Raw genomic sequence first — 19,973 nt, 5'->3', positions numbered from 1 at the left:
TTATTTTTAGGACTTTTCGAGGATCTGCGGATATCGGCAATGGCGAATGTGAATGGCATCCCGGTGTTCAAGCTTTACGGCGAGACGTCCTGGCCGACGCCAGATTTGATCCACTGCGAGTCGATTCCTGAGCGCAGTCGTCTGCATGACTGGGAAATCAAGACCCACCGCCACGGCGATCTGGCGCAAGTGCTCTACGTGCAGGCCGGGCAGGCCCGAGTCGTGGTCGAAGATGTCGAACAGCAAGTGAGCGGTGGTGCCTTACAGATCGTTCCGGTGATGAGCATTCACGGGTTTCGCTTTTCCGAGGACATTCAAGGCTATGTGATCAGTCTGGCCAAGCCGGTACTCGACCGCTTTGCGCCGCTGCTCGAAGGCAAGCCAATGGCTGAGGCACACTGCTACCTGGCTGGCGAAGACCGAGCCTACCTGGAGCAGCTGTTCGCCCAGTTGACCGAGGAATACGTACTGCGCCGACCGGAGCGCGACTTGATGTTGCAGTCGCTGCTGTGCGCCTTGCTGGTCTGGATCTCACGGCGTGCTCGCGAGCGCGCTCAGCACATCGCAAAACCCCGTGAGCGCGGGATGCAGCACCTTGATCATCTGGCGCGGCTGATAGAAAAGCACTTCCGGGAACACCAGCAGATTGATGAATACGCCCGGCAGATCGGCGTCAGCACTGCCCACCTCAATGCGCTGTGTCGGCAACTTGCCGGCCAGTCTGCGCTGCAGTTGGTCAACCAGCGGGTAATCCTCGAGGCCAAGCGCAACCTGGTCTACACCTCAATGACCATCGGCCAGGTGGCCGACAGTCTGGGCTTTGCCGAACAGGCTTACTTTTCGCGCTTCTTCAAGCGGGCTACCGGGCTGACGCCAAAAGAGTTCCGGCTGCAACGCCGGGAGGTTTAGATGCTTTAGAGGCCAAGCTCGGTAAGACCTGGGTGATCATCCGGACGGCGGCCCAGAGGCCAGTGGAACTTGCGCTCGCTTTCCTTGATAGGCATGTCGTTAATGCAGGCGAAACGACGATGCATCAGGCCATCCGCTTCGAACTCCCAGTTCTCGTTACCGTAGGAGCGGAACCAGTTACCTGAGTCATCATGCCACTCATACGCGTAACGAACGGCGATGCGATTATCGGTAAAGGCCCAGAGCTCTTTGATCAGGCGATAATCGAGTTCTTTTTTCCACTTACGGGTGAGAAAGCCTTTGGCTTCTTCGCGATTGGCGACAAATTCAACGCGGTTACGCCATTTGGTATCCAGCGTGTAAGCGAGCGAGACTTTCTCGGCATCCCGGCTGTTCCAACCGTCTTCAGCCAGTCGAACTTTTTCAATCGCAGTTTCGCGAGTGAAAGGAGGAAGTGGCGGGCGAGTTTGGGCATTGGACATGGTCGTGACTCCAGTCGAGCAGGAAAGATAAGTTTGAGTTGCTTCTCTGCAGCTCAAGCGTTAGGGCGTGAACTCTTTCAGCAACATCCGCGCAACGTCCTTTGCATCATCAGCAGCGTGATAATCACCCATAACTCGCGCCATGGTGATTGCGCCTTCCATCAACACCAGTAACTGCCTGGCTAACACCAACGGTTGCTCGGTGTTCAATTGCTCGGTCAGTTCAAGCGTGTAGTCCAGGAGCTTTTGCTTGTGCAGCTTTGCAATCTGGCGGATGGGATCATCGGGATTCCCAACCTCGCCTGCTGTATTGATGAAGGCACAGCCACAAAAACCCTCGGATTCGAACCAGCCCTTTAAAACAGAGAACATATTAAGTACACGGTCGTACGGCATGGCCGCTTTGTCGCACTCTGTTCTAAACCATTGCATCCATCGCACATCGCGCGCACTCAGCGCCGCAGCGGCCACCTCGTCCTTGGTAGCGAAATGGTTGTAAATGGCCTTGCGGGACACGCCAGAGGTCTTCACCAGTAGATCCATGCCTGTGGCGTGAATACCGTTCTGGTAAATGAGCTTCTCGGCGGTTGCGAGGATCTGGTCTCGATGATCTATCGTTGGTCTGCTCATGGATTCAATGTAGAACGGTCGTTCTCCACGGTCAAGCAGCAACTGCTGAACTTTCGAATAGATGAGTGAGCGCTGGGGAAAGGCAAGCAGCCGGCAGGCGTACAGATTTACTTTGGATTGCGGGCGAGTGGTGTGTCCGGGAGGGCGTTCTAGCGTCAGCCATATTGCATGGCCAACCAATGTTGTTTCCTAAATAAGCTAGTAACAAAACCCACTGCCTTTTGCTGACCTGAGACGAATCTGTCGACGGAAATTTGCGAAAATAACAAGGTAACAGAGGCGTCGGCGCTGGTTTTTTCGGGTCCACGTTTTGCTAAAAAACTAAGTAACAATACCGCTTTCCCCTGCTTTCAGTCGCCGCCGGCTCGCAGTCTAGGCTGGACAACCCTAGTGAAAAACCATCTTGCAATGCAGCATCTCGCTCTCCTCGAGCTTACTCAGATGTAATCCACGGCTCACGTGTATGACAGCTGCAGAGTCTTAAGCTTCAATCATGTCTCTTGGAGTGATTGAAATGAAAGTCGTTAGAAACATCACCGCCATCCTGGCCATTGTGGCCTCCTCAGCCGCGATCGCCGAAGGAGGATCCGACCGTCTATACGGGAAGATGATTCAGGCCAATGAGCAAGCTATGCGAGCTTATGCAGCCGCCAATGATAAGAAGCCACCGGAGGTGATCCATTATCGCTACGGGATGCGGCTCGACGTGGCGAGGGTAATCAGCATGACATCGACCAAGGCGAGCTGTGACGTGATGCCAGCACAGATGAACTACGAGGATTCCAATGGAGACCTGAAAATCCTTGAGTACCGGACCGCTGGTATCGGTTGCCGGGGCCAGAACTGAGCACTGATCAAGCGGGCAGGAGTTACACTGATAAAAAGCCGGGTTGAAGCGTCAATTCCGGCGATCGCCTGGTTACCGGCTTTCATGACTGGTGGAGTACGATGAGGATTGGTAGCTCAGGCAGGAGAGACCAATGACTGAATCAGCGCGCACCACGGTTAAGTGCCTTGATCCCGGCGACGGCTCCGGCGATGTGATTGTGGAATTACCCGACGACATTCTGCGCGAGCTAGGGATCACGACGGGCGACAGGCTCTCCATCGAGCTTATCAACGGCGATATCGTACTCAAGCCAGTCCGCGAGCGCCGTGAATCTGATTAGGTACGCTTTGCAGGCCCTCTGTGCCGTCGTGTTGAGCTGATGACGCTTTCGAGCGGGGAAATATGGGACGGCAGTCAGCCTACTGCCGTCCTTGTGGTCGGTGCGTTATTTGGCTGGATAGCTGGCGACTACTAGGTCCTCGCCGCTTTTGGTTAACCCAATGACTTGGTAAGCATGGCTTACGCCATCAACCTCCATGCCTGGGGATCCAGCTGGCATTCCTGGCACGGCGATCCCTTCCAGATCGTTCCGCTCCTTGAGTTCTCGAATCTGCTCAGCTGGCACGTGACCTTCAACAAACTTTCCGTCAATCACGGCTGTGTGGCAGGACGCTAACCGTGGCGCTACGCCCAGCTTCTGTTTCACTGCCCTCATGTCCGTCTCAACATGGTCGGTCACTTTGAAACCATTGGCTTCCAGGTACGTGATCCATTTCTTGCAGCAACCGCAGTTCGCGTCTCGGTGAACGTCGATGGACAAAGGCTCGGCAGCGTAGGTCGCCGAGGTGACCAGCAGCCCAGCGATAGCGGCTAGACGAACGAGTATCCGGTTAGTTGGCATGAGTGTGCTCCTTACCGTCTTTGTGAACATGCGTCTTTGTCGACGGTTTCGGGTGGGCGTCCGAATGGGCTTCGGCCGCATTGTGGTCGCCGTGATGATCTGCGGCTTGGGCGGCGCCTGCGGGTGCAGCTCCATGGTCGTGAGCTGCCTGGGCATGATCGTCGTCTGCCGCTTCGTCGTGATCGCCATGCTCGGCATGACCGCTCCCGCCGTGCTGGCCCTCATGGTTATGCATATCGCTTTCACCGCCGCCGTGCTGGTGGCCACCGCTCGTGGCCACCAAAGCCATGTACTGCTCGGGATTCATTTGGGGAAGTTGATCCAGGAACGCGACGATTCCCCAGATGTACTCATCACCCATGCTCTTGCCCCAAGCGGGCATGCCGGTGGCTTTGATACCGTGCTTGATCGTCCAGAATGCGGCAGCCGGATCGCCTCCGACACCCACCTTGGTGAGGTCAGGTGGCGACGGGTATAGCGCTTGGCTAAGTTCTGTCTTCCCAACGCCAGGGGCGAGGTGGCACCCAATGCACATGGCGTTGTAGTTGCCTGCGCCTGCCTTGATCAACGCAGCGTTCTTCAGGTCAGGCACTTCAATGTCTCGCGCTCGAACCTCAATCGACCGGTCGCGAGCCATGGCGAGAAACGAATGGACAGCCGGGAAGTGAGGATCATCGGCGCCGACATTCACCAAGCCGAAATACGCGGTGCCCAATACCGCAGCACTTCCGACAGCACCGGCCACAAGCAGCGTTGTAATTGTTCTTTTCATGTTGGAATTCTCAGAACCACATCCTGATACCGGCAACGAAGCGTGCCTCATCAACATCTCCACCCTCGTCTCGGATGAAGTCAGCGGTGTTGCCGTAGGAGCGGCTCCAGGTAACGCCTATGTACGGGGCAAACTGGCGGACGATTTCATACCGTAGACGCAGCCCGACTTCGGTATTGGCCAGACCCGATCCAACACCGCGCTCAGGATCGTTCTTGCCATAGAAGTTCGCCTCAGCCGTGGGCTGCAAAATCAAGCGATTGGTCAGCAGGATGTCGTATTCGCCTTCAAGACGCGCAGCAGTCTGGCCGTTTTCGCCGATGAACGCCGTAGCTTCGGCCTCGAAGTCATACAAGGCCATGCCCTGAATACCAAAGGCTGCCCAGGTCTGCGGTGATTCCGGTTTGAAATCCTGACGGACCCCGGCGACCACGTCCCACCAAGGACTGACCGAGCGCCCGTATAGCAGTTGCAGCTCAGCATCTTCGGTTACCCCGTTGGTGCGCTCGCCTTCCGACCGAACCCAGAGTCGATTGATGTCGCTACCTACCCAGCCAGATGCATCCCAAGCCAGGGTGCTGCCCTCATCGGCGTCCTGGTATTCGAGCTGGTCCAACAGAAAGAAGCTGTTGATTCCGCTGTCGTGCACCTGGTGGCCACCCAAAGGCGGAAAGGCTGCCTCGCGGTCGGCATCAGTGAGCACTGGAATCGGCGTGCGGCTCGTTGTGGTCGGAGAAGTCGCTGAACCATGATTCATCTGGGAATGGTCCATGCCCTTCATTGAACCGTGATCCATGCCCTTCATGTTTCCATGGCCCATTTTGCTGTGGTCCATCTTGCTATGGTCCACCGGGCTGGATTTGCTCTGGCTTTGAGCATGCCCCATCTGGCTGTGATCAACAGGGGCAGGCTGTTTCTGCTGTTTGCTCATCCCCATCTTGCTGTGATCCATCGCCGGCATCGATTCGGACGGAGCAGCTTCCATTTGCATGGAACCGTGCCCCATTTTCGAATGATCCATGCCCGAGTGATCCATTTCTTCAGCGGCGAAGCTGGGCGTTACGCCCAGCATGCCGATTGAAACAGTCAGGGCCAGCAGCGAAGGCCGCCCAAGGCTATTGACCATCTTTCCCTGCCTTAGCTTTGTCGCTGCCATGCGATTCCATCATTTTGTCGTGGTCCATACCTTCCATGGACCCATGGTCCATGCCTTCATGGTTCATCCCCTGGCCCTGCTTGTCCTGCGAGCCTTTGGCTTTACCGGCCTCGGTGGATTTCTGGGAATGCTGATCATGGTTGTCGCTAGACCACGACGACGGGGCATAAACAGCCAACATGCCGACCACCGCAGCGGAGAGGAAAAAGGCGCTTCGTTTCATTGGTTTGCTCATCTCAAATCTCCAGTTCATTCGTCCACACGGACTTCTCGGAACATGCCCATTTCCATGTGGAACAGTAGGTGACAGTGATAGGCCCAACGTCCCAAGGCATCTGCGGTGACGCGATAGCTTCGTTTTGAGCCAGGTGGCATGTCGATGGTGTGCTTGCGAACCATGAAGTTGCCGTTCTCGTCCTCCAGATCACTCCACATACCGTGGAGATGGATGGGGTGAGTCATCATGGTGTCGTTGACCAAGGTGATGCGAAGACGCTCGCCATATTTCAACCGCAGCGGTTCAGCGTCGGAGAATTTGATACCGTCGAACGACCACGCGAACTTCTCCATGTGGCCGGTAAGGTGCAGTTCGATTGTGCGTCCAGGCTCTCGACCATCGGGATCGATGAAGGTGCTCCGCAAATCGGCGTAGGTCAGCACTCGGCGCCCGTTGTTGCGCAGGCCAATTCCCGGATCGTTCAGTTTCGGGGTCGGCGACATGGTCTGCATATCGACCAACGGGTTGTTGGTCTCGGAAGCCGGATGGCTCTGCATTGCACCGCTCATGCCGGCCATGCCCTCATGACTCATCCCAGCCATCGTGCTGTGATCCATGCCGGCCATGTTGCTATGGTCCATTCCAGCCATCTTGCTGTGGTCCATGCCGGCCATGCTGCCATGGTCCATCCCAGCCATCTTGCTGTGGTCCATGCCGGCCATGTTGCCTTGGTCCATGCCAGCCATGCTGCCGTGATCCATTCCGCCCATGCTGCCGTGGTCCATGCCCATATCGCTCATGGCGATGATCGGGCGCGGATCTACCTCCGGTACGGGCGCTTGCAAGCCTTCACGAACCGCCAGGGTGCCTCGGGAGTACCCGGTACGGTCCATGGATTGCGCGAAGATCGTATAGGCCTGCTCGTTTTCAGGTTCGACGATGACATCGTAGGTTTCGGCAACGGCAATCCGGAACTCATCGACCGATACGGGTTTGACGTACTGGCCGTCAGCAGCCACAACCGTCATCTTGAGCCCAGGAATGCGGACATCGAAATAGGTCATGGCCGAGCCGTTGATAAAGCGCAGGCGGATCTTCTCGCCGGGCTTGAAGATACCCGTCCAGTTGCCGTTCGGAGCCTGGCCGTTCATGAGGTAGGTGTAGGTATACCCGCTCACATCAGCGAGGTCGGTGGGGCTCATCTTCATTTCAGCCCACATCTTCCGATCCGCTACAGCGGCCGACCAGCCTTTCTCGCTCACATCGTCAACGAAGTCGCTGACCGTACGCTTGTGGAAGTTGTAGTAGTCAGATTGCTTCTTGAGTTTGGAGAGCACCCGCGCCGGGTCTTCATCTGTCCAATCGCTGAGCATGACGACGTAATCACGGTCGTACACAAACGGCTCTGGATCCTTGGCATCGATCACCAACGCCCCATAGACCCCGGACTGTTCCTGGAAGCCTGAGTGGCTGTGATACCAGTAGGTGCCGTTCTGGTGGACCTTGAACTTGTATTCGTACATGCCATCGGGAGCGATGCCGTGGAAGCTCAAGCCCGGCACACCGTCCATGTTGGCGGGCAGGATGATGCCGTGCCAGTGAATGGAGGTGTCTTGTTTCAGCCGGTTGCGTACGCGCAGCGTCACGGTGTCGCCTTCGCGCCATCGCAGGATCGGCCCTGGCACGGAGCCGTTGATGGCCATGGCCGTACGAGCTGCACCCGTGATGTTGACGGGCAGTTCACCGATATACAGGTCGAAGTCCGTGCCGGTGAGCACGTTCGGTTGGCCAGGGCTGGTCACGGCCCAGACCGGCGCGCGCCACATGCCCAGCCCACCCAGAAGTCCGGTAGCGGCCAGGCCTTTGACGAATGATCGTCTCGTGGTTTTGCTTTGCATGCCGTTGCGTCCAGTCAGGTAGATCGCTGATATCCAGGCTGCTCGATGGCGCAGCCGTTGGGTTCATTGGAGCTCTCACCAGTCTCTTAGACTTGCGCCACTGCGCGAGGCTGATGAGAGGCCGTAGTCTGAAACTGCCATAGTTCAGATTCCGGGGTGATTACATTTCTGTAAGCTCGGATCAGCAGCTCTCGTGGCCAGCGTGCTTGCTGGACTGGGCGGCGACCGGCGTCTGCTCTTTCTTCTGCTGCGCAACCTGGTAGGCCTGCATGGAGCTTTGGCGAGCCGCTTCCATCCGCGCAAAGGTCCGGTCCGCGCCGCCCTCTGCCAGGGCGAGGCCTGCCGCGCCAAAGGTGACGACCATCACAATTGCTTTGACCATGTTCATCTGGAGATCCTCAGTGGGTTCTGCGCCTCATGGCGTCAGGTACAGGGTCAAGTTAGCTTCGCGGTGCTGTCAGAAAACTGATCTCGACATTACTTTTCCGTCAGCTTCTGGTTGGGCGTCTTTTTTCCTGCAAACTGGAGATGCACCCCGCGTGGATGAGAGCAGATGAAATTACTCGTAGCCGAAGATGAGCCGAAAACCGGTGTCTACCTCCAGCAAGGCCTGACAGAAGCCGGCTTCACCGTTGACCGGGTGATGACAGGCACTGACGCCCTGCAACAGGCACAGAGCGAAGCGTATGACTTGCTGATCCTCGACGTGATGATGCCGGGGCTCGATGGCTGGGAGGTCCTGCGCAAGATCCGTGCGGCGGGTCAGGATGTGCCAGTCCTTTTCTTGACGGCCCGAGACGGCGTAGACGACCGCGTGAAAGGTTTGGAACTGGGCGCTGATGATTACCTGGTGAAGCCCTTTGCGTTCTCGGAGCTACTGGCTCGGGTTCGCACGTTGCTGCGCAGAGGCAATGGTGGTTCTGCTCAAACCACCATGAAGATGGCAGACCTTGAGGTAGACCTGCTCAAGCGTCGAGCTACGCGAAACGGCAAGCGGATTGACCTTACTGCCAAGGAGTTTTGCCTGTTGGAGCTGCTCATGCGCCGACGCGGCGAGGTGCTCCCCAAGTCGCTGATCGCTTCCCAGGTCTGGGACATGAATTTCGACAGTGACACCAACGTGATCGAGGTAGCGATTCGCCGATTGCGGGCCAAAATAGATGACGACTTTGCGCCAAAGCTCATCCATACCGCCCGAGGCATGGGCTACATGATGGATGTGCCCGAGTGATGCGCCCGCAATCATCGCTCGTCAAGCGACTGACCCTGATGTTCATGTTCGCGGTGACTGCTGTCCTGGTGGTTGCCGGCGTGGCTTTCTACGGGCTCAGTCAGCACCATTTCCGGATGCTGGATGAGCAGGCGCTTTCCGAAAAGCTGGAGTCAACGCGTCATATCCTGTCCATCTCAGCAGCGCGAGGCGGGCTCCACGATCAGGAGCAGCAGCTGCGGGCATTGCTCGGCGCACATCAGGATTTGTCGGCGAAAATCACCAAGGCTGACGGTACGGTCCTTTTTTCAGACCCCAAAGCCTCCCAAATTCCTCAGCGATTCGAGCAGGCGCACCGGGGTGCGGTCTGGGAATGGCAGGATGAATCGCAGAACTTTCGCGGCATTACCGCCCAGCTGACCATTGCAGGCGAGCCGGAACCGGTGACGGCCGTGCTGATGCTCGATGTCACCACTCACGCGCATTTCTTTGTCACCCTGCAATGGTGGTTCGGAATTGGCCTGGTGATCAGCGCGATTGTGAGCGCAGGCTTGGGCTGGGTCGTGGCCAAGAGTGGGCTTCGGCCTGTTGGACAAATCACCAAAGTGGCCACCGGGATGTCGGCACGATCGCTCCGCGAGCGCATTCCCCTGGAGCCCGTGCCGCTAGAGCTTCAGGAGCTCATCCTGTCTTTCAACGGGATGCTGGGACGATTGGAAGATGCATTCGTTCGGTTGTCCAACTTCTCTGCCGATATCGCTCACGAGTTGAGAACGCCAGTCAGCAACCTTCTGACCCATACCGAAGTGGTGCTCACCAAGAAGCGTGACTTGGATGCCTATGAGGAAAACCTCTATTCGAACCTGGAAGACCTCAAGCGCATGTCGCGCATGATCGACGACATGCTGTTCCTCGCCAAGGCTGATAACGGTCTGATCGTGCCCGAGCAGATCGATGTGGAGCTCTCTGAACTCGTATCCAAGCTGTTCGAGTACTACCAGTTCCTGGCTGAGGATCAAGGCACCCAGCTGACCCTGCACGGGCAGGGTAAGGTTCGTGGCGATCGCCTGATGATTGACCGGGCGCTTTCCAACCTCCTATCCAACGCGTTGCGCTACACCCCGGAAGGCAACGAGATATCAGTGCAGATCGAGCAGACGCCTGAAAGGGTGACGCTTTCCGTGCGTAACAGCGGGGTAACCATCGATCCCCAGCACATTGGCAAGATCTTCGACCGATTCTATCGAGCCGATCCAGCCAGGCGCGAAGGCGGCCCAAGCAATGCAGGCCTGGGTTTGTCCATAACCCGCTCTATCATCGAGGCTCACAGCGGACGAATCTGGTGTACTTCAGCGGAGGGTGTCACAACCTTCTTCATCAGTCTCCCAGCCTCCAAGCGGTTGGTTAGTGCAGCCCCAACCCCTTAATGCTGAACTCATCCCGGTAACCTATACTCGCCCATCATGAATCGGTTCATTCGACTGCTCACCATCCTGATGCTTATCGTGGCGCTTCCGCTTAACGGGATGGCGGGCATCGATTCGGCGACTGAACCTTGCCCAATGCAGACCATGGGCATGGAAATGATGGCGGGTATGGATCATGACTGCTGCCAGGACCAAGACCTGGGCAAGGCCGGCGATCACGCCAAATCCTGCAAGGTCGGCCAGGAGTGCAGGACTGCCAGTACCGTGCAGCTCAGCTTCCTGACGCCTGGGCTGACCTTTGCTAAGCCACGACCTGCCGATACCTACGCGGTAGGCATAGCGACAGGCTCTCCCCCCGATCCATGGCGGCCTCCCCGCGTCTGATTCCCTCTTAATTTCACATCGTCGTTCCGCCTAGCAGCGGGGCGATCGCATGCGCCTGGGCGCTGATCTTTCGAGGAATCATTTTCATGACTCCCCAACGTTTTCAGGGACGGATAACCACGGCCGTCTTTTCCATACTGCTGCCGGCTGTCTCGGCACAGGCTGCAACGCTGTCGCTGGATGATGCGCTGCAACTGGCTGAACGCAACGCTCCCTCTCTACAGGCCCGCCAGGAGCAGGCATCAGCTGCGCGCAGCGCAGTCATTCCAGCGGGCGAACTTCCCGATCCGCGCCTGAATCTTGGGGTACAGAACCTGCCGATTGAAGGCACCGACCGCTGGAGCATGAACAGAGACTTCATGACCATGCAGGTGGTTGGCCTGTCCCAAGAAGTACCGAACCGGGACAAACGCAAAGCTCGCATAGAGACAGCGCAGGCTACGGTCGAGCGAGCCGATGCCGAGGCGCTGTTCGAACGGCTGAAAGTTCGGGCGGCAACCGCACAGGCTTGGGTGGCTGCATACACCGTGCAGCGAAAGCTTGAACAGTTCGACGCCTTCTACAAAGAAAACCAGCTGCTGGCTTCCACGGTGCGGGCCCGCCTGGCCGGTGGTGCAGGCTCCACCGCCGATACGCTGGCTCCCAAGCAAGAAGCCGCGCAGCTGGACGAGCAGAAAGACGTTCTGTTGAGTCAATCAGCTCAGGCGCGAGCCGCGCTGAAGCGCTGGATTGGGCAGGACGCCGAAGTAGGCGCGCCGACGTTCCCTGTCTGGCCTGTAGACGCAGCTGAATACCTGCACTCCGTCCATGCCCATCCGGAGCTCAATACCTACCACGCCATGACACGCGAGGCTCAAGCCCAGGTGCATCAGGCTCAGGCGGAGAAGAAATCGGATTGGTCCTGGGGGGTGGATTATCAGCGCCGTGGCCCGGACTTCAGCAACATGGTCAGCCTGCAAGTCAGCTTCCAGTTGCCGTTGTTCACCAGCTCCCGGCAAGACCCAATGATTGCGGCACGACGCGCACAAGTTCGCCAATTGGAAAATGAGCAGGACGCTGCCCTGCGCGAGCATCAAGCTCAGCTTGAAACAGACCTTGCCGAGTACCAACGCTTGCAACGGGCTGTACGGCGCAGTCGCGAAACACTTTTGCCCCTGGCCGAGGACCGGGTACGCCTCGCTCTGGCGGACTACCGCGCCGGTAATTCGCCGTTGAGTGAAGTGCTGTGGGCACGCCGGCAGCGTGTGGAAGCGCTGCTACAGGATGTGGACCTGCAAGGACAGTTGGCGGCAACAGCAGCGCGTCTGCATTTCGTTTATGGAGAGGTGCGGGCATGAGGAATAGGTCGATTGGTTTGCTCGTGGCTGCTGCCCTTGCTATTGGGATAGGCGCGGGCTTCTGGCTAGGTGGAAGAGGTGCGTATTCCCCATCCCAGCCAGTAGGTGAGGAAAAAAAAGCGCTGTACTGGTATGACCCGATGTATCCCCAGCAGCACTTCCCGGCGCCCGGAAAATCGCCGTTCATGGACATGCCGCTCGTGCCCAAGTATTCGGATGACACGGCTGGCGAGGAGCAGCCTGCGGTTCAGGTCTCGGCTGGGCTCCAGCAAAACCTTGGGATTCGATTGGCGACGGTGACGGCTGGCCGGCTAGAACGGACCCTGAGTGTGAGCGGCGTTCTAACGTTCGACGAACGCGACTTCAGCGTATTGCAGGCCCGGACTGGCGGCTACGTCGAGCGCGTCTATGGTCGAGCGACGGGCGACATCGTTGCCAAAGGGGCTCCTCTAGCCGATGTGCTAACCCCGGAGTGGGCTGGTTTGCAGGAGGAATACCTGGCGCTGCGGCATTCCGGCGACGCGCAGCTGACGGCGGCGGCACGACAGCGGCTTGTGCTCGCCGGCATGCCGGCCGACCTGATCAACCGGGTCGCGAGCACTGGGAAGGTGCAGCTCTCGGTCACACTCTCCGCACCCACGGCCGGAGTCATCCAGGTTCTCGATTTGCGACCCGGAATGACCCTGATGCCGGGTGCTACCTTGGCGAGGATCAATGGAGTGGCCAACGTCTGGCTGGAAGCGGCTGTGCCGGAAGCCCAGGCTCAGGGCCTTCGCGAAGGCCAGCCTGTGCAGGCGCGATTGCCAGCGTTCCCGGGCGATCCCGTACCGGGCAAGTTGACCGCGCTATTGGCCGATGCCGATTTGCAGAGCCGCACGTTGCGCCTGCGTATCGAGTTGCCCAACCCGGATGGACGGCTTCGTCCTGGGATGACCGCTCAAGTGGCTCTCCATCCCGGCGAGTCTTCCGAGCAAAGCCTCTTGGTGCCTGCCGAGGCGGTCATCCGCACCGGCAAGCGAGACCTGTTGATGCTGGCTGAGGACGGTGGTCGCTTCCGGCCGGTGGAAGTCGTGTTGGGCCAGGAGAGCAGAGGGAAAGTTGCGGTGTTGCAGGGCCTTCAGGCAGGACAGCGCATCGTCGCGTCCGGGCAATTCCTGTTGGACTCCGACGCTAATTTGAAAGGCATCGAGGCGGCGACGGCGCAGGATAGTCAGCCTAATGCGGGGCCAGCCCTGCATGAAGCGGATGGCCGTGTCGTGCAGATAGACGGCACCCAGCTCACCGTTGCCCACGGTCCTTTCATCACCCTGGGCATGCCAGGGATGACCATGACCTTTCCTGTGGCTAATCAGTCTCTCCTTAATGGCCTCAAGGTCGGTGTGCAGATTCGCTTTGGCATACGCGAACGCGACGAGGGCATGGTAGTTGAGCAGATCAACGTGGTGGAGGGCCAACCATGATTGCCAAACTGATCCGCTGGTCGGTAGGCAACCGTGTGCTGGTGCTCCTCGCCACGCTGTTTCTGGTGGCATGGGGCTTCGTCTCGGTGCGTAGCCTGCCAATCGACGCCTTGCCCGACCTGTCGGACGTGCAGGTGATCATCCGCACGTCCTACCCAGGCCAGGCTCCCCAGATCGTTGAGAATCAGGTGACCTATCCGCTGACCACTACCATGCTCTCGGTTCCGGGGGCCAAAACGGTTCGCGGCTTCTCCGCCTTCGGTGACAGCTTCGTCTATGTGCTGTTCGAGGACGGCACCGATCTGTATTGGGCGCGCTCACGGGTGCTTGAGTACCTGAGCCAGGCGCAATCGCGATTACCTGCGGCAGCCAAGCCGGTACTGGGTCCTGACGCCACCGGGGTGGGCTGGATTTATCAGTATGCGTTGGTCGATCGCAACGGCGGCCATGACCTGTCGCAACTGCGCAGCCTTCAGGACTGGTTCCTGCGCTATGAGCTCAAGACGCTACCGGATGTCGCTGAGGTGGCCACCATCGGCGGTATGGTCAAGCAGTATCAGGTCGTGCTCGATCCGCTGCGCATAGCCAGCCTCGGTATCACCCAGGCTGAGGTGGTGGAGGCTATAGGCAAGGCCAACCAGGAGACCGGTGGCGGTGTACTGGAGCAGGGCGAAGCGGAATTCATGGTACGTGCGGCCGGCTATCTGCGATCACTGGATGATTTCAGGGCGATACCGCTGCGACTGGCTACCAAGGGCGTGCCGGTGACAGTAGGCGACGTCGCTACGGTGCAGATAGGTCCGGCAGCCCGCAGAGGCATAGGCGAACTGGACGGCCTCGGCGAAGCCGTGGGAGGTGTGGTAATCCTGCGCAGCGGCAAGAATGCTCGTGAGGCCATTGCCCACGTCAAGGCCAAGCTCGAAACCCTGAAGAAAGGCCTGCCAGCCGGGGTGGAGCTTGTCACCGTCTACGACCGTAGCCAGTTGATCGACCGTGCCGTGGGGAACCTCAGTCACAAGCTGATCGAGGAATTCGTGGTAGTGGCGTTGGTATGCGCAGCGTTTCTCTGGCACCTGCGCTCGTCGTTGGTGGCCATCGTGGCGCTGCCCGTCGGAATCCTGATTGCGCTGATCGTGATGCGTCATCAGGGCATTAACGCCAACATCATGTCCCTTGGCGGAATCGCTATTGCCATCGGTGCAATGGTGGACGCTGCCGTGGTCATGATCGAGAACGCCCACAAACGCGTTGAGGCTTGGCATGCTCGACATCCTGGTCAGCCGTTGCGAGGCGAAGCGCATTGGAAGGTAATGACGGAGGCGGCCGTCGAGGTAGGACCGGCACTGTTCTTCAGTCTGATGATCATCACGCTATCGTTCATCCCGGTGTTCACGCTGCAAGCTCAGGAGGGTCGCCTCTTTGCACCCCTGGCCTTTACCAAGACCTACGCGATGGCAGCGGCGGCTGCGCTATCGGTGACCCTGATACCGGTGCTGATGGGGTACTGGATTAGAGGGCCACTACCTGCGGAACAGCGCAACCCGCTCAACCGGGGCCTCATCCGGCTGTACCGTCCAGCATTGGAGGTCGTCCTGCGCCGGCCTCTGGTTACCCTCGCTGGAGCATTGCTCATCCTGCTCAGCAGTCTGTGGCCCTTGAATCATCTTGGGGGCGAGTTCCTTCCTCCGCTCGATGAAGGTGATCTGCTCTACATGCCTTCAGCCTTGCCTGGACTCTCGGCACAGAAAGCTTCAGAGCTGTTGCAGCGAACGGATCGTCTGATTCGAACCGTTCCCGAAGTGGCCAGTGTCTTTGGTAAAGCTGGCCGCGCCGAGTCAGCTACCGACCCGGCACCGCTGGAAATGTTCGAGACCACCGTTCGGCTCAAGCCCAAGAGTGAGTGGCGTCCTGGAATGACCACGGAGAGGCTCATCGAGGAGCTTGATCGCACTGTGCGTGTGCCTGGGCTGACCAACATCTGGATCCCGCCAATCCGCAACCGCATCGATATGCTGGCCACCGGCATCAAGAGCCCAATCGGCGTAAAGGTTGCCGGAAGCGACTTGGACCAGATAGACCGGGCTACGCTCGCTGTGGAGCGGGCAGCGAAGAAGGTGCCTGGAGTGGCTTCGGCGCTGGCGGAGCGTTTGACTGGCGGTCGCTACATTGATCTGGATATCGACCGCCATGCCGCAGCCCGTTACGGTCTGAACATTACCGACGTACAGGCCATCGTGGCCGGCGCCATTGGTGGCGAAACCATTGGGGAAACGGTTGAAGGCTTGGCTCGTTATCCCATCAGCTTACGCTATCCACGCGAATGGCGTGATTCGGTGGAAGCGCTGCGTCAACTGCCGATCTACACCTCGCAGGGTGGCCAGCTGACGCTCGGCAGCGTGGCCCGCATACGTATTGCTGATGGCCCGCCAATGTTGAAGAGCGAGAATGCTCGCCCCTCGGGCTGGGTGTACATCGATGTGCGCGGCCGGGACCTTTCGTCTGTTGTCGCAGACCTACGTCAGGCGATCGACAGCGAGGTAAAGCTCGATCCAGGCATGAGCTTGAGCTACTCCGGGCAGTTCGAATACCTGGAGCGGGCGAACGCCCGTCTGGCCTGGGTGGTGCCGGCGACGCTGGCCATCATCTTCGTGCTGCTCTATCTGACTTTTGGCCGCCTCGGTGAGGCGCTGCTCATCATGGGCACGTTACCGTTCGCGCTAACCGGAGGCGTTTGGCTGCTGTACCTGCTGGGCTACAACCTGTCGGTGGCCACAGGCGTTGGCTTCATTGCCCTGGCAGGCGTAGCGGCGGAGTTCGGAGTGATCATGCTCATCTACCTGAATAACGCTTGGGCTGAGCGTCAGGCCAACGGCGAAACCACACGAGAAGCGCTGCTCGACGCAATCCGTGAGGGCGCGGTGCAACGCATCAGGCCCAAGGCAATGACTGTGGCGGTCATCGTTGCAGGCCTGCTGCCCATCCTCTGGAGCAGCGGTACCGGCAGCGAGGTCATGAGCCGCATCGCGGTGCCCATGGTGGGCGGCATGCTCACCGCCCCCTTGCTTTCCCTTTTTGTAATCCCTGCGGCGTACTGGCTGATCCGTCGCCGCGAACTTGCTGTAACTACCCCCAACCTCTCAGGAAAAATCCAATGAAAAAGCTAATTGTTATCGCAGGCCTGGTCACAGCTTTCGCCGCCAGCGTGCAAGCCCAGGACATGAACGGTATGGACATGAAGAAAATGCCAGCTTCCGCCGAGGGTGGCCAAGGCAGCCAGGCGGCACCCACTGCGCATGCTGAGGGGACAATAAAGGCGCTGGATCCTCAAAGCGGGAAAATCACCTTGGCGCACGGCCCGGTAGCAGAGCTCAAATGGCCGGCGATGACCATGGGATTCCAAGCTGAGCCTGCGCATTTGAAGGGCTTGAACGTAGGAGACAAGGTGAAATTTGGGTTCCGTATGGAAGGAAGCACCGCGAGAATCGTGAGCGTCCAGAAACAGTGATTATCCAGCCTTAAATGATCGGGCAGGCCTTCACACGAGATAATTCGGACAAGCTTACACAAATGTAATCAATCTTCAGGACCCCGTCAGGTCGAACGCTACATACCGTCATGAGACGGTACGTTGGCATCACATCCACCCGATACCGGAGATATGACCATGAACAGTCGCTTTGAAGAATGTATCTCGGAATGCCTGCGCTGTGCGCTGGCCTGTGAAGGCTGCGCGTCAGCCTGCCTGCAAGAACAGGACGTAAAAATGATGGTTGACTGCATCAAGCTGGACAGGGATTGCGCAGATATGTGCAAGCTTGCCGCTACCTTGATGGCACGAGAAAGCGTGCTCGCCAAAAAACTTTGTGCCCTATGCGCCAAAATTTGCCGAGCCTGCGGAGAGGAGTGCGGTAAGCATCAGGCAGACCACTGTCAGCAGTGCGCACAGGCCTGCATGACCTGCGCAGAATCCTGCGAAGCAATGGCTGCGTAAGCGAATCTCGCCTAACCTCCGCCTGCTTTCCACGCGCCTCATAAAGGATTTGGGTACGTCGATAACCGTCGTGCCTAGGGGCGACGGGTAGATCGCTGATGGGGAAGTGCCCTGGCAGAGCCTAGCTTGGGCTAGCCAACCAAAGGCGCTGGTTTACAGATCTGGTAGCAAAGAAGCCCGCCTGGGCGGCGGGCTATCAGATGTCTCCAAGGGGAGGCTGTAGGCCAACAAGTCTCGGAGCAAGCACTTGCAGGATACGCCTCTTGGCTCACGCCCACCAGCCAGCTTCGGCCGGAGCGAATGGTTCTACGTTGAGGGCATTGGAAGCGGCTTATGTAGGCCTGTCAATTGGCAGGGCAATCCGCAAAGACAAAGCAGGCCGATTATCCCCAGGCGGTATACCCCCAGGCAGAGTCAAAGGCAAAGCGAGGGGTGAAATCTAGCGGGTACCCCCATTTGAGGGCAGAATCACCAGCTTCGCCTACGTTGCACTGGGTTGAGGGGGCTGTTTGAAACTGCTACCTAGCGCGACAGCGACCATCGCCGCCATGAGCAAGTGCATCACAGGTGCGCCTTGAGTACTCAGCACAAAGGCCATAGCAAACGGCCCCGCGGCCTGCACCAGGAGCATTGGGCGAGCCAATGCTCCCATGCGTGCGCGATACCCTTGGGGCCAAACAGCACCAGAGGCAAGATGCCTCTTGCAATAGTGAGAATCCCGATGCCGGCGCGATACAGCGCTGCTGTAGGGAATGCCAGCGAAGGCACGCCAGGAATGAATAAGCAGATGCCGATGAAGCTCACCAACACGCCGGCACGGGCCGACCAGGTTGGGTGAAGATGCCGAGCAAGCGAGAACTCCAATACTCTGGCCACCACCTGGGCCGGCCCAATGACCATCCCCACGGCCAACACCGTGACCGTTGGAAGGCCAAGTTCCTTGAGCGAGGTGAGAAGATGCACAGAGAGGGTGGCCATGACGAAGGCAATGACCGTCAGCAGCCCCGCAACGAGCCAGAAAAGCCGGTGGCCGCCATCATCGTTGAGCGGCGACTGAGCTTCCTGCTTGGTGCTGTAGTCGGGAGGTTAACCTCATCGCCGGCACACGGTATCAGAGGTAAGCCTGGTGGCTGTTGAAGACAATGTCAGCTGAGCGTGCGTCAGCTCTGGCATAAGCTTGGCCTTCCGTTACCTGTTGATAATCTATGCTATACCTCCTGTCCAGCACACCTCATACGTTTAGTGAGGAAACGCGCGCTAAGGGTCAAAAACAGTATGGCTCGACTTACATGCATGATCACTGGCTCTATTTTCATGACTAAGGAGCGGGCGATCAACGCTTCTCAAGCACATAGCCCACACCTCGAAGCGTATGGATCAGCTTCGTCTCGAAAGGGTCATCGATCTTGGCTCTAAGTCTTCGAATCGACACTTCTACAACGTTTGTATCGCAGTCGAAGTTCATATCCCAGACCTGTGAGATGATCTGTGTGCGGCTGAGCACCACGCCGGTATTGCGCATTAGGTAGTGCAGAAGTGCAAACTCTTTCGTCGTCAGATCAATACGCTGGCCGTCCCTGAAGGCCCTGTGACGGCTCTGGTCTAGCTCCAGGTCAGCGACACGAATGATCTCCACAGATGCAGGGTGTTCAGACCTGCGCATTAAGGCGCGAACCCGGGCTAGCAGTTCTGGGAACTCAAATGGTTTGATCAGGTAGTCATCTGCACCGTTCTCCAAACCCCGGACCTTATCTGCCAAACGACTTCTCGCCGTGAGCATCATGATGCGGGAGGGGCAATTTTTACGCCTCAAAAGCTCAAGTACCTGCCACCCATCCATTTCTGGCAGATTGATATCAAGAATAATCAACTCGTATTCGTGTTGCTTGGCTAGGAATAGCCCATCTGACCCGGTATGCACGCAATCGACGACATAACCGCATTCTGTAAGGCCTTGACGCACATATTCCGCAGTTTTTACTTCGTCCTCAATTACCAGAATTCGCATGGGATTTTGTCTCGATATCACTGAGCAATTAACCGCGCACGCGCGCCGCATTATTGAAAGGAATGGTAAATCAAAATGAGCTGGGTGGGGCCTAAATGACGGATTTGTAATTTCCAGGTAATATGATTGATAGTCTGGAGGTATATCTTTTCGCGGTTTGGGTTCGACAGGTGCGGGCCCTCTCTCCAATAGGTAATTTGACCTTATGAAGTATGTGGTTGTTTTCTTCTTTGTGTTGACTTTGTTCCGTTCAGATGACGGCGAAGTTACTCATGTCGAGGAAACTGGTCATTGGTGCAGCCATGAGTTTCACCGGCATGCAATGCGTACACTCGAACGGTTGATTGAATTTTAGGTAAAAA

The 19,973-nt window shown here is 57.9% G+C and carries 20 protein-coding genes; 10 read left to right on the top strand and 10 right to left on the bottom strand.

The annotated features are described in order from the left end of the window. The first annotated feature begins 39 nt into the window (after positions 1-39). Positions 40-909 carry a helix-turn-helix domain-containing protein gene (locus FW789_RS17450; protein WP_446431794.1) on the top strand — a complete coding sequence of 290 codons (870 nt, stop codon included), beginning with the start codon at positions 40-42 and terminating at the stop codon, positions 907-909. 5 nt (positions 910-914) lie between these two features. On the opposite strand, the gene FW789_RS17445 is transcribed toward FW789_RS17450, so the two are convergent. Both FW789_RS17445 and FW789_RS17440 read right to left on the bottom strand, forming a co-directional pair. Further along, the gene (locus FW789_RS17445) at positions 915-1,391 is read right to left on the bottom strand and encodes a nuclear transport factor 2 family protein (protein WP_103435504.1); all 477 of its coding nucleotides are present in this window, start codon (positions 1,389-1,391) and stop codon (positions 915-917) included. A 60-nt stretch (positions 1,392-1,451) separates the two neighbouring features. Continuing rightward, positions 1,452-2,021, bottom strand: coding sequence for a TetR/AcrR family transcriptional regulator (locus tag FW789_RS17440; protein ID WP_446431801.1), 570 nt, complete (start codon positions 2,019-2,021; stop codon positions 1,452-1,454). Between the two features lie 514 nt (positions 2,022-2,535). Between FW789_RS17440 and FW789_RS17435 the strand changes: the two genes are divergently transcribed. Together FW789_RS17435 and FW789_RS17430 are read left to right on the top strand one after the other, a co-directional pair. Further along, positions 2,536-2,868 (top strand): DUF2790 domain-containing protein, encoded by a 333-nt coding sequence (locus FW789_RS17435; RefSeq protein ID WP_100852527.1) that lies wholly within the window; start codon positions 2,536-2,538, stop codon positions 2,866-2,868. Between the two features lie 133 nt (positions 2,869-3,001). Next, complete coding sequence (locus tag FW789_RS17430) at positions 3,002-3,190, top strand: AbrB/MazE/SpoVT family DNA-binding domain-containing protein (RefSeq protein ID WP_100852528.1); 189 nt, start codon at positions 3,002-3,004, stop codon at positions 3,188-3,190. A 105-nt stretch (positions 3,191-3,295) separates the two neighbouring features. Here the strand turns inward: FW789_RS17430 and FW789_RS17425 are convergent, their stop codons facing one another. The 6 genes from FW789_RS17425 to FW789_RS17400 form a co-directional block, all read right to left on the bottom strand. Then, positions 3,296-3,751 carry a DUF411 domain-containing protein gene (locus FW789_RS17425; protein ID WP_100852529.1) on the bottom strand — a complete coding sequence of 152 codons (456 nt, stop codon included), beginning with the start codon at positions 3,749-3,751 and terminating at the stop codon, positions 3,296-3,298. Continuing rightward, on the bottom strand, positions 3,741-4,523 hold the full coding sequence (locus tag FW789_RS17420; protein ID WP_100852530.1) for a c-type cytochrome: 783 nt from the start codon (positions 4,521-4,523) through the stop codon (positions 3,741-3,743). The genes FW789_RS17425 and FW789_RS17420 overlap by 11 nt, the downstream gene beginning before the upstream one ends. 10 nt (positions 4,524-4,533) lie before the next feature. Further along, entirely contained in the window at positions 4,534-5,649 is a 1,116-nt protein-coding gene (locus FW789_RS17415; RefSeq protein WP_100852531.1) for a copper resistance protein B, read from the bottom strand. Beyond that, positions 5,639-5,914, bottom strand: coding sequence for a hypothetical protein (locus FW789_RS17410; protein ID WP_100852698.1), 276 nt, complete (start codon positions 5,912-5,914; stop codon positions 5,639-5,641). The genes FW789_RS17415 and FW789_RS17410 overlap by 11 nt, the downstream gene beginning before the upstream one ends. A 14-nt stretch (positions 5,915-5,928) precedes the next feature. Beyond that, entirely contained in the window at positions 5,929-7,794 is a 1,866-nt protein-coding gene (locus FW789_RS17405; RefSeq protein WP_100852532.1) for a copper resistance system multicopper oxidase, read from the bottom strand. 181 nt (positions 7,795-7,975) lie between these two features. Then, positions 7,976-8,182 carry a co-regulatory protein PtrA N-terminal domain-containing protein gene (locus tag FW789_RS17400; protein WP_100852533.1) on the bottom strand — a complete coding sequence of 69 codons (207 nt, stop codon included), beginning with the start codon at positions 8,180-8,182 and terminating at the stop codon, positions 7,976-7,978. Between the two features lie 165 nt (positions 8,183-8,347). On the opposite strand from FW789_RS17400, the gene FW789_RS17395 reads away from it, so the two are divergent. The 7 genes from FW789_RS17395 (at position 8,348) to FW789_RS17365 (ending at position 17,603) form a co-directional block, all read left to right on the top strand. Beyond that, on the top strand, positions 8,348-9,025 hold the full coding sequence (locus tag FW789_RS17395; RefSeq protein WP_100852534.1) for a heavy metal response regulator transcription factor: 678 nt from the start codon (positions 8,348-8,350) through the stop codon (positions 9,023-9,025). After that, entirely contained in the window at positions 9,025-10,431 is a 1,407-nt protein-coding gene (locus FW789_RS17390) for a heavy metal sensor histidine kinase (protein ID WP_100852535.1), read from the top strand. Before FW789_RS17395 ends, FW789_RS17390 begins: the two co-directional genes overlap by 1 nt. Positions 10,432-10,901: 470 nt before the next feature. Next, a complete protein-coding gene (locus FW789_RS17385; RefSeq protein WP_100852536.1) occupies positions 10,902-12,152 on the top strand; it encodes a TolC family protein in 1,251 nt (416 codons plus the stop codon). Then, positions 12,149-13,612, top strand: coding sequence for an efflux RND transporter periplasmic adaptor subunit (locus FW789_RS17380; RefSeq protein WP_100852537.1), 1,464 nt, complete (start codon positions 12,149-12,151; stop codon positions 13,610-13,612). Before FW789_RS17385 ends, FW789_RS17380 begins: the two co-directional genes overlap by 4 nt. Continuing rightward, positions 13,609-16,767 (top strand): efflux RND transporter permease subunit, encoded by a 3,159-nt coding sequence (locus tag FW789_RS17375; protein WP_104963039.1) that lies wholly within the window; start codon positions 13,609-13,611, stop codon positions 16,765-16,767. The genes FW789_RS17380 and FW789_RS17375 overlap by 4 nt, the downstream gene beginning before the upstream one ends. Continuing rightward, positions 16,764-17,117, top strand: a complete 354-nt coding sequence (locus tag FW789_RS17370) for a copper-binding protein (RefSeq protein WP_094010849.1) — start codon at positions 16,764-16,766, stop codon at positions 17,115-17,117. The genes FW789_RS17375 and FW789_RS17370 overlap by 4 nt, the downstream gene beginning before the upstream one ends. A gap of 159 nt (positions 17,118-17,276) precedes the next feature. Then, a complete protein-coding gene (locus FW789_RS17365; RefSeq protein ID WP_371928162.1) occupies positions 17,277-17,603 on the top strand; it encodes a four-helix bundle copper-binding protein in 327 nt (108 codons plus the stop codon). Positions 17,604-18,185: 582 nt separating this feature from the next. Here the strand turns inward: FW789_RS17365 and FW789_RS17360 are convergent. Beyond that, a complete protein-coding gene (locus FW789_RS17360) occupies positions 18,186-18,581 on the bottom strand; it encodes a hypothetical protein (protein WP_230384856.1) in 396 nt (131 codons plus the stop codon). Positions 18,582-18,936: 355 nt separating this feature from the next. Continuing rightward, on the bottom strand, positions 18,937-19,611 hold the full coding sequence (locus FW789_RS17355) for a heavy metal response regulator transcription factor (protein WP_013974882.1): 675 nt from the start codon (positions 19,609-19,611) through the stop codon (positions 18,937-18,939). Positions 19,612-19,973: the final 362 nt, after the last annotated feature.

The organism is Pseudomonas sp. 1121_17, from assembly GCF_052850745.1.
Note: the sequence above shows the minus strand (reverse complement) of the source record. Positions and strands in the feature narration are given on the sequence as shown.

Bases quoted from the DNA above. Each gene is read 5' to 3' on its own strand.
- FW789_RS17395 (WP_100852534.1), top strand. From the start codon at position 8,348: ATGAAATTACTCGTAGCCGAAGATGAGCCGAAAACCGGTGTCTACCTC.
- FW789_RS17360 (WP_230384856.1), bottom strand. From the start codon at position 18,581: ATGGCCACCCTCTCTGTGCATCTTCTCACCTCGCTCAAGGAACTTGGC.
- FW789_RS17375 (WP_104963039.1), top strand. From the start codon at position 13,609: ATGATTGCCAAACTGATCCGCTGGTCGGTAGGCAACCGTGTGCTGGTG.
- FW789_RS17380 (WP_100852537.1), top strand. From the start codon at position 12,149: ATGAGGAATAGGTCGATTGGTTTGCTCGTGGCTGCTGCCCTTGCTATT.
- FW789_RS17365 (WP_371928162.1), top strand. From the start codon at position 17,277: ATGAACAGTCGCTTTGAAGAATGTATCTCGGAATGCCTGCGCTGTGCG.
- FW789_RS17435 (WP_100852527.1), top strand. From the start codon at position 2,536: ATGAAAGTCGTTAGAAACATCACCGCCATCCTGGCCATTGTGGCCTCC.
- FW789_RS17440 (WP_446431801.1), bottom strand. From the start codon at position 2,021: ATGAGCAGACCAACGATAGATCATCGAGACCAGATCCTCGCAACCGCC.
- FW789_RS17385 (WP_100852536.1), top strand. From the start codon at position 10,902: ATGACTCCCCAACGTTTTCAGGGACGGATAACCACGGCCGTCTTTTCC.
- FW789_RS17430 (WP_100852528.1), top strand. From the start codon at position 3,002: ATGACTGAATCAGCGCGCACCACGGTTAAGTGCCTTGATCCCGGCGAC.
- FW789_RS17355 (WP_013974882.1), bottom strand. From the start codon at position 19,611: ATGCGAATTCTGGTAATTGAGGACGAAGTAAAAACTGCGGAATATGTG.
- FW789_RS17400 (WP_100852533.1), bottom strand. From the start codon at position 8,182: ATGAACATGGTCAAAGCAATTGTGATGGTCGTCACCTTTGGCGCGGCA.
- FW789_RS17390 (WP_100852535.1), top strand. From the start codon at position 9,025: ATGCGCCCGCAATCATCGCTCGTCAAGCGACTGACCCTGATGTTCATG.
- FW789_RS17410 (WP_100852698.1), bottom strand. From the start codon at position 5,914: ATGAGCAAACCAATGAAACGAAGCGCCTTTTTCCTCTCCGCTGCGGTG.
- FW789_RS17425 (WP_100852529.1), bottom strand. From the start codon at position 3,751: ATGCCAACTAACCGGATACTCGTTCGTCTAGCCGCTATCGCTGGGCTG.
- FW789_RS17420 (WP_100852530.1), bottom strand. From the start codon at position 4,523: ATGAAAAGAACAATTACAACGCTGCTTGTGGCCGGTGCTGTCGGAAGT.
- FW789_RS17415 (WP_100852531.1), bottom strand. From the start codon at position 5,649: ATGGTCAATAGCCTTGGGCGGCCTTCGCTGCTGGCCCTGACTGTTTCA.
- FW789_RS17405 (WP_100852532.1), bottom strand. From the start codon at position 7,794: ATGCAAAGCAAAACCACGAGACGATCATTCGTCAAAGGCCTGGCCGCT.
- FW789_RS17450 (WP_446431794.1), top strand. From the start codon at position 40: ATGGCGAATGTGAATGGCATCCCGGTGTTCAAGCTTTACGGCGAGACG.
- FW789_RS17445 (WP_103435504.1), bottom strand. From the start codon at position 1,391: ATGTCCAATGCCCAAACTCGCCCGCCACTTCCTCCTTTCACTCGCGAA.
- FW789_RS17370 (WP_094010849.1), top strand. From the start codon at position 16,764: ATGAAAAAGCTAATTGTTATCGCAGGCCTGGTCACAGCTTTCGCCGCC.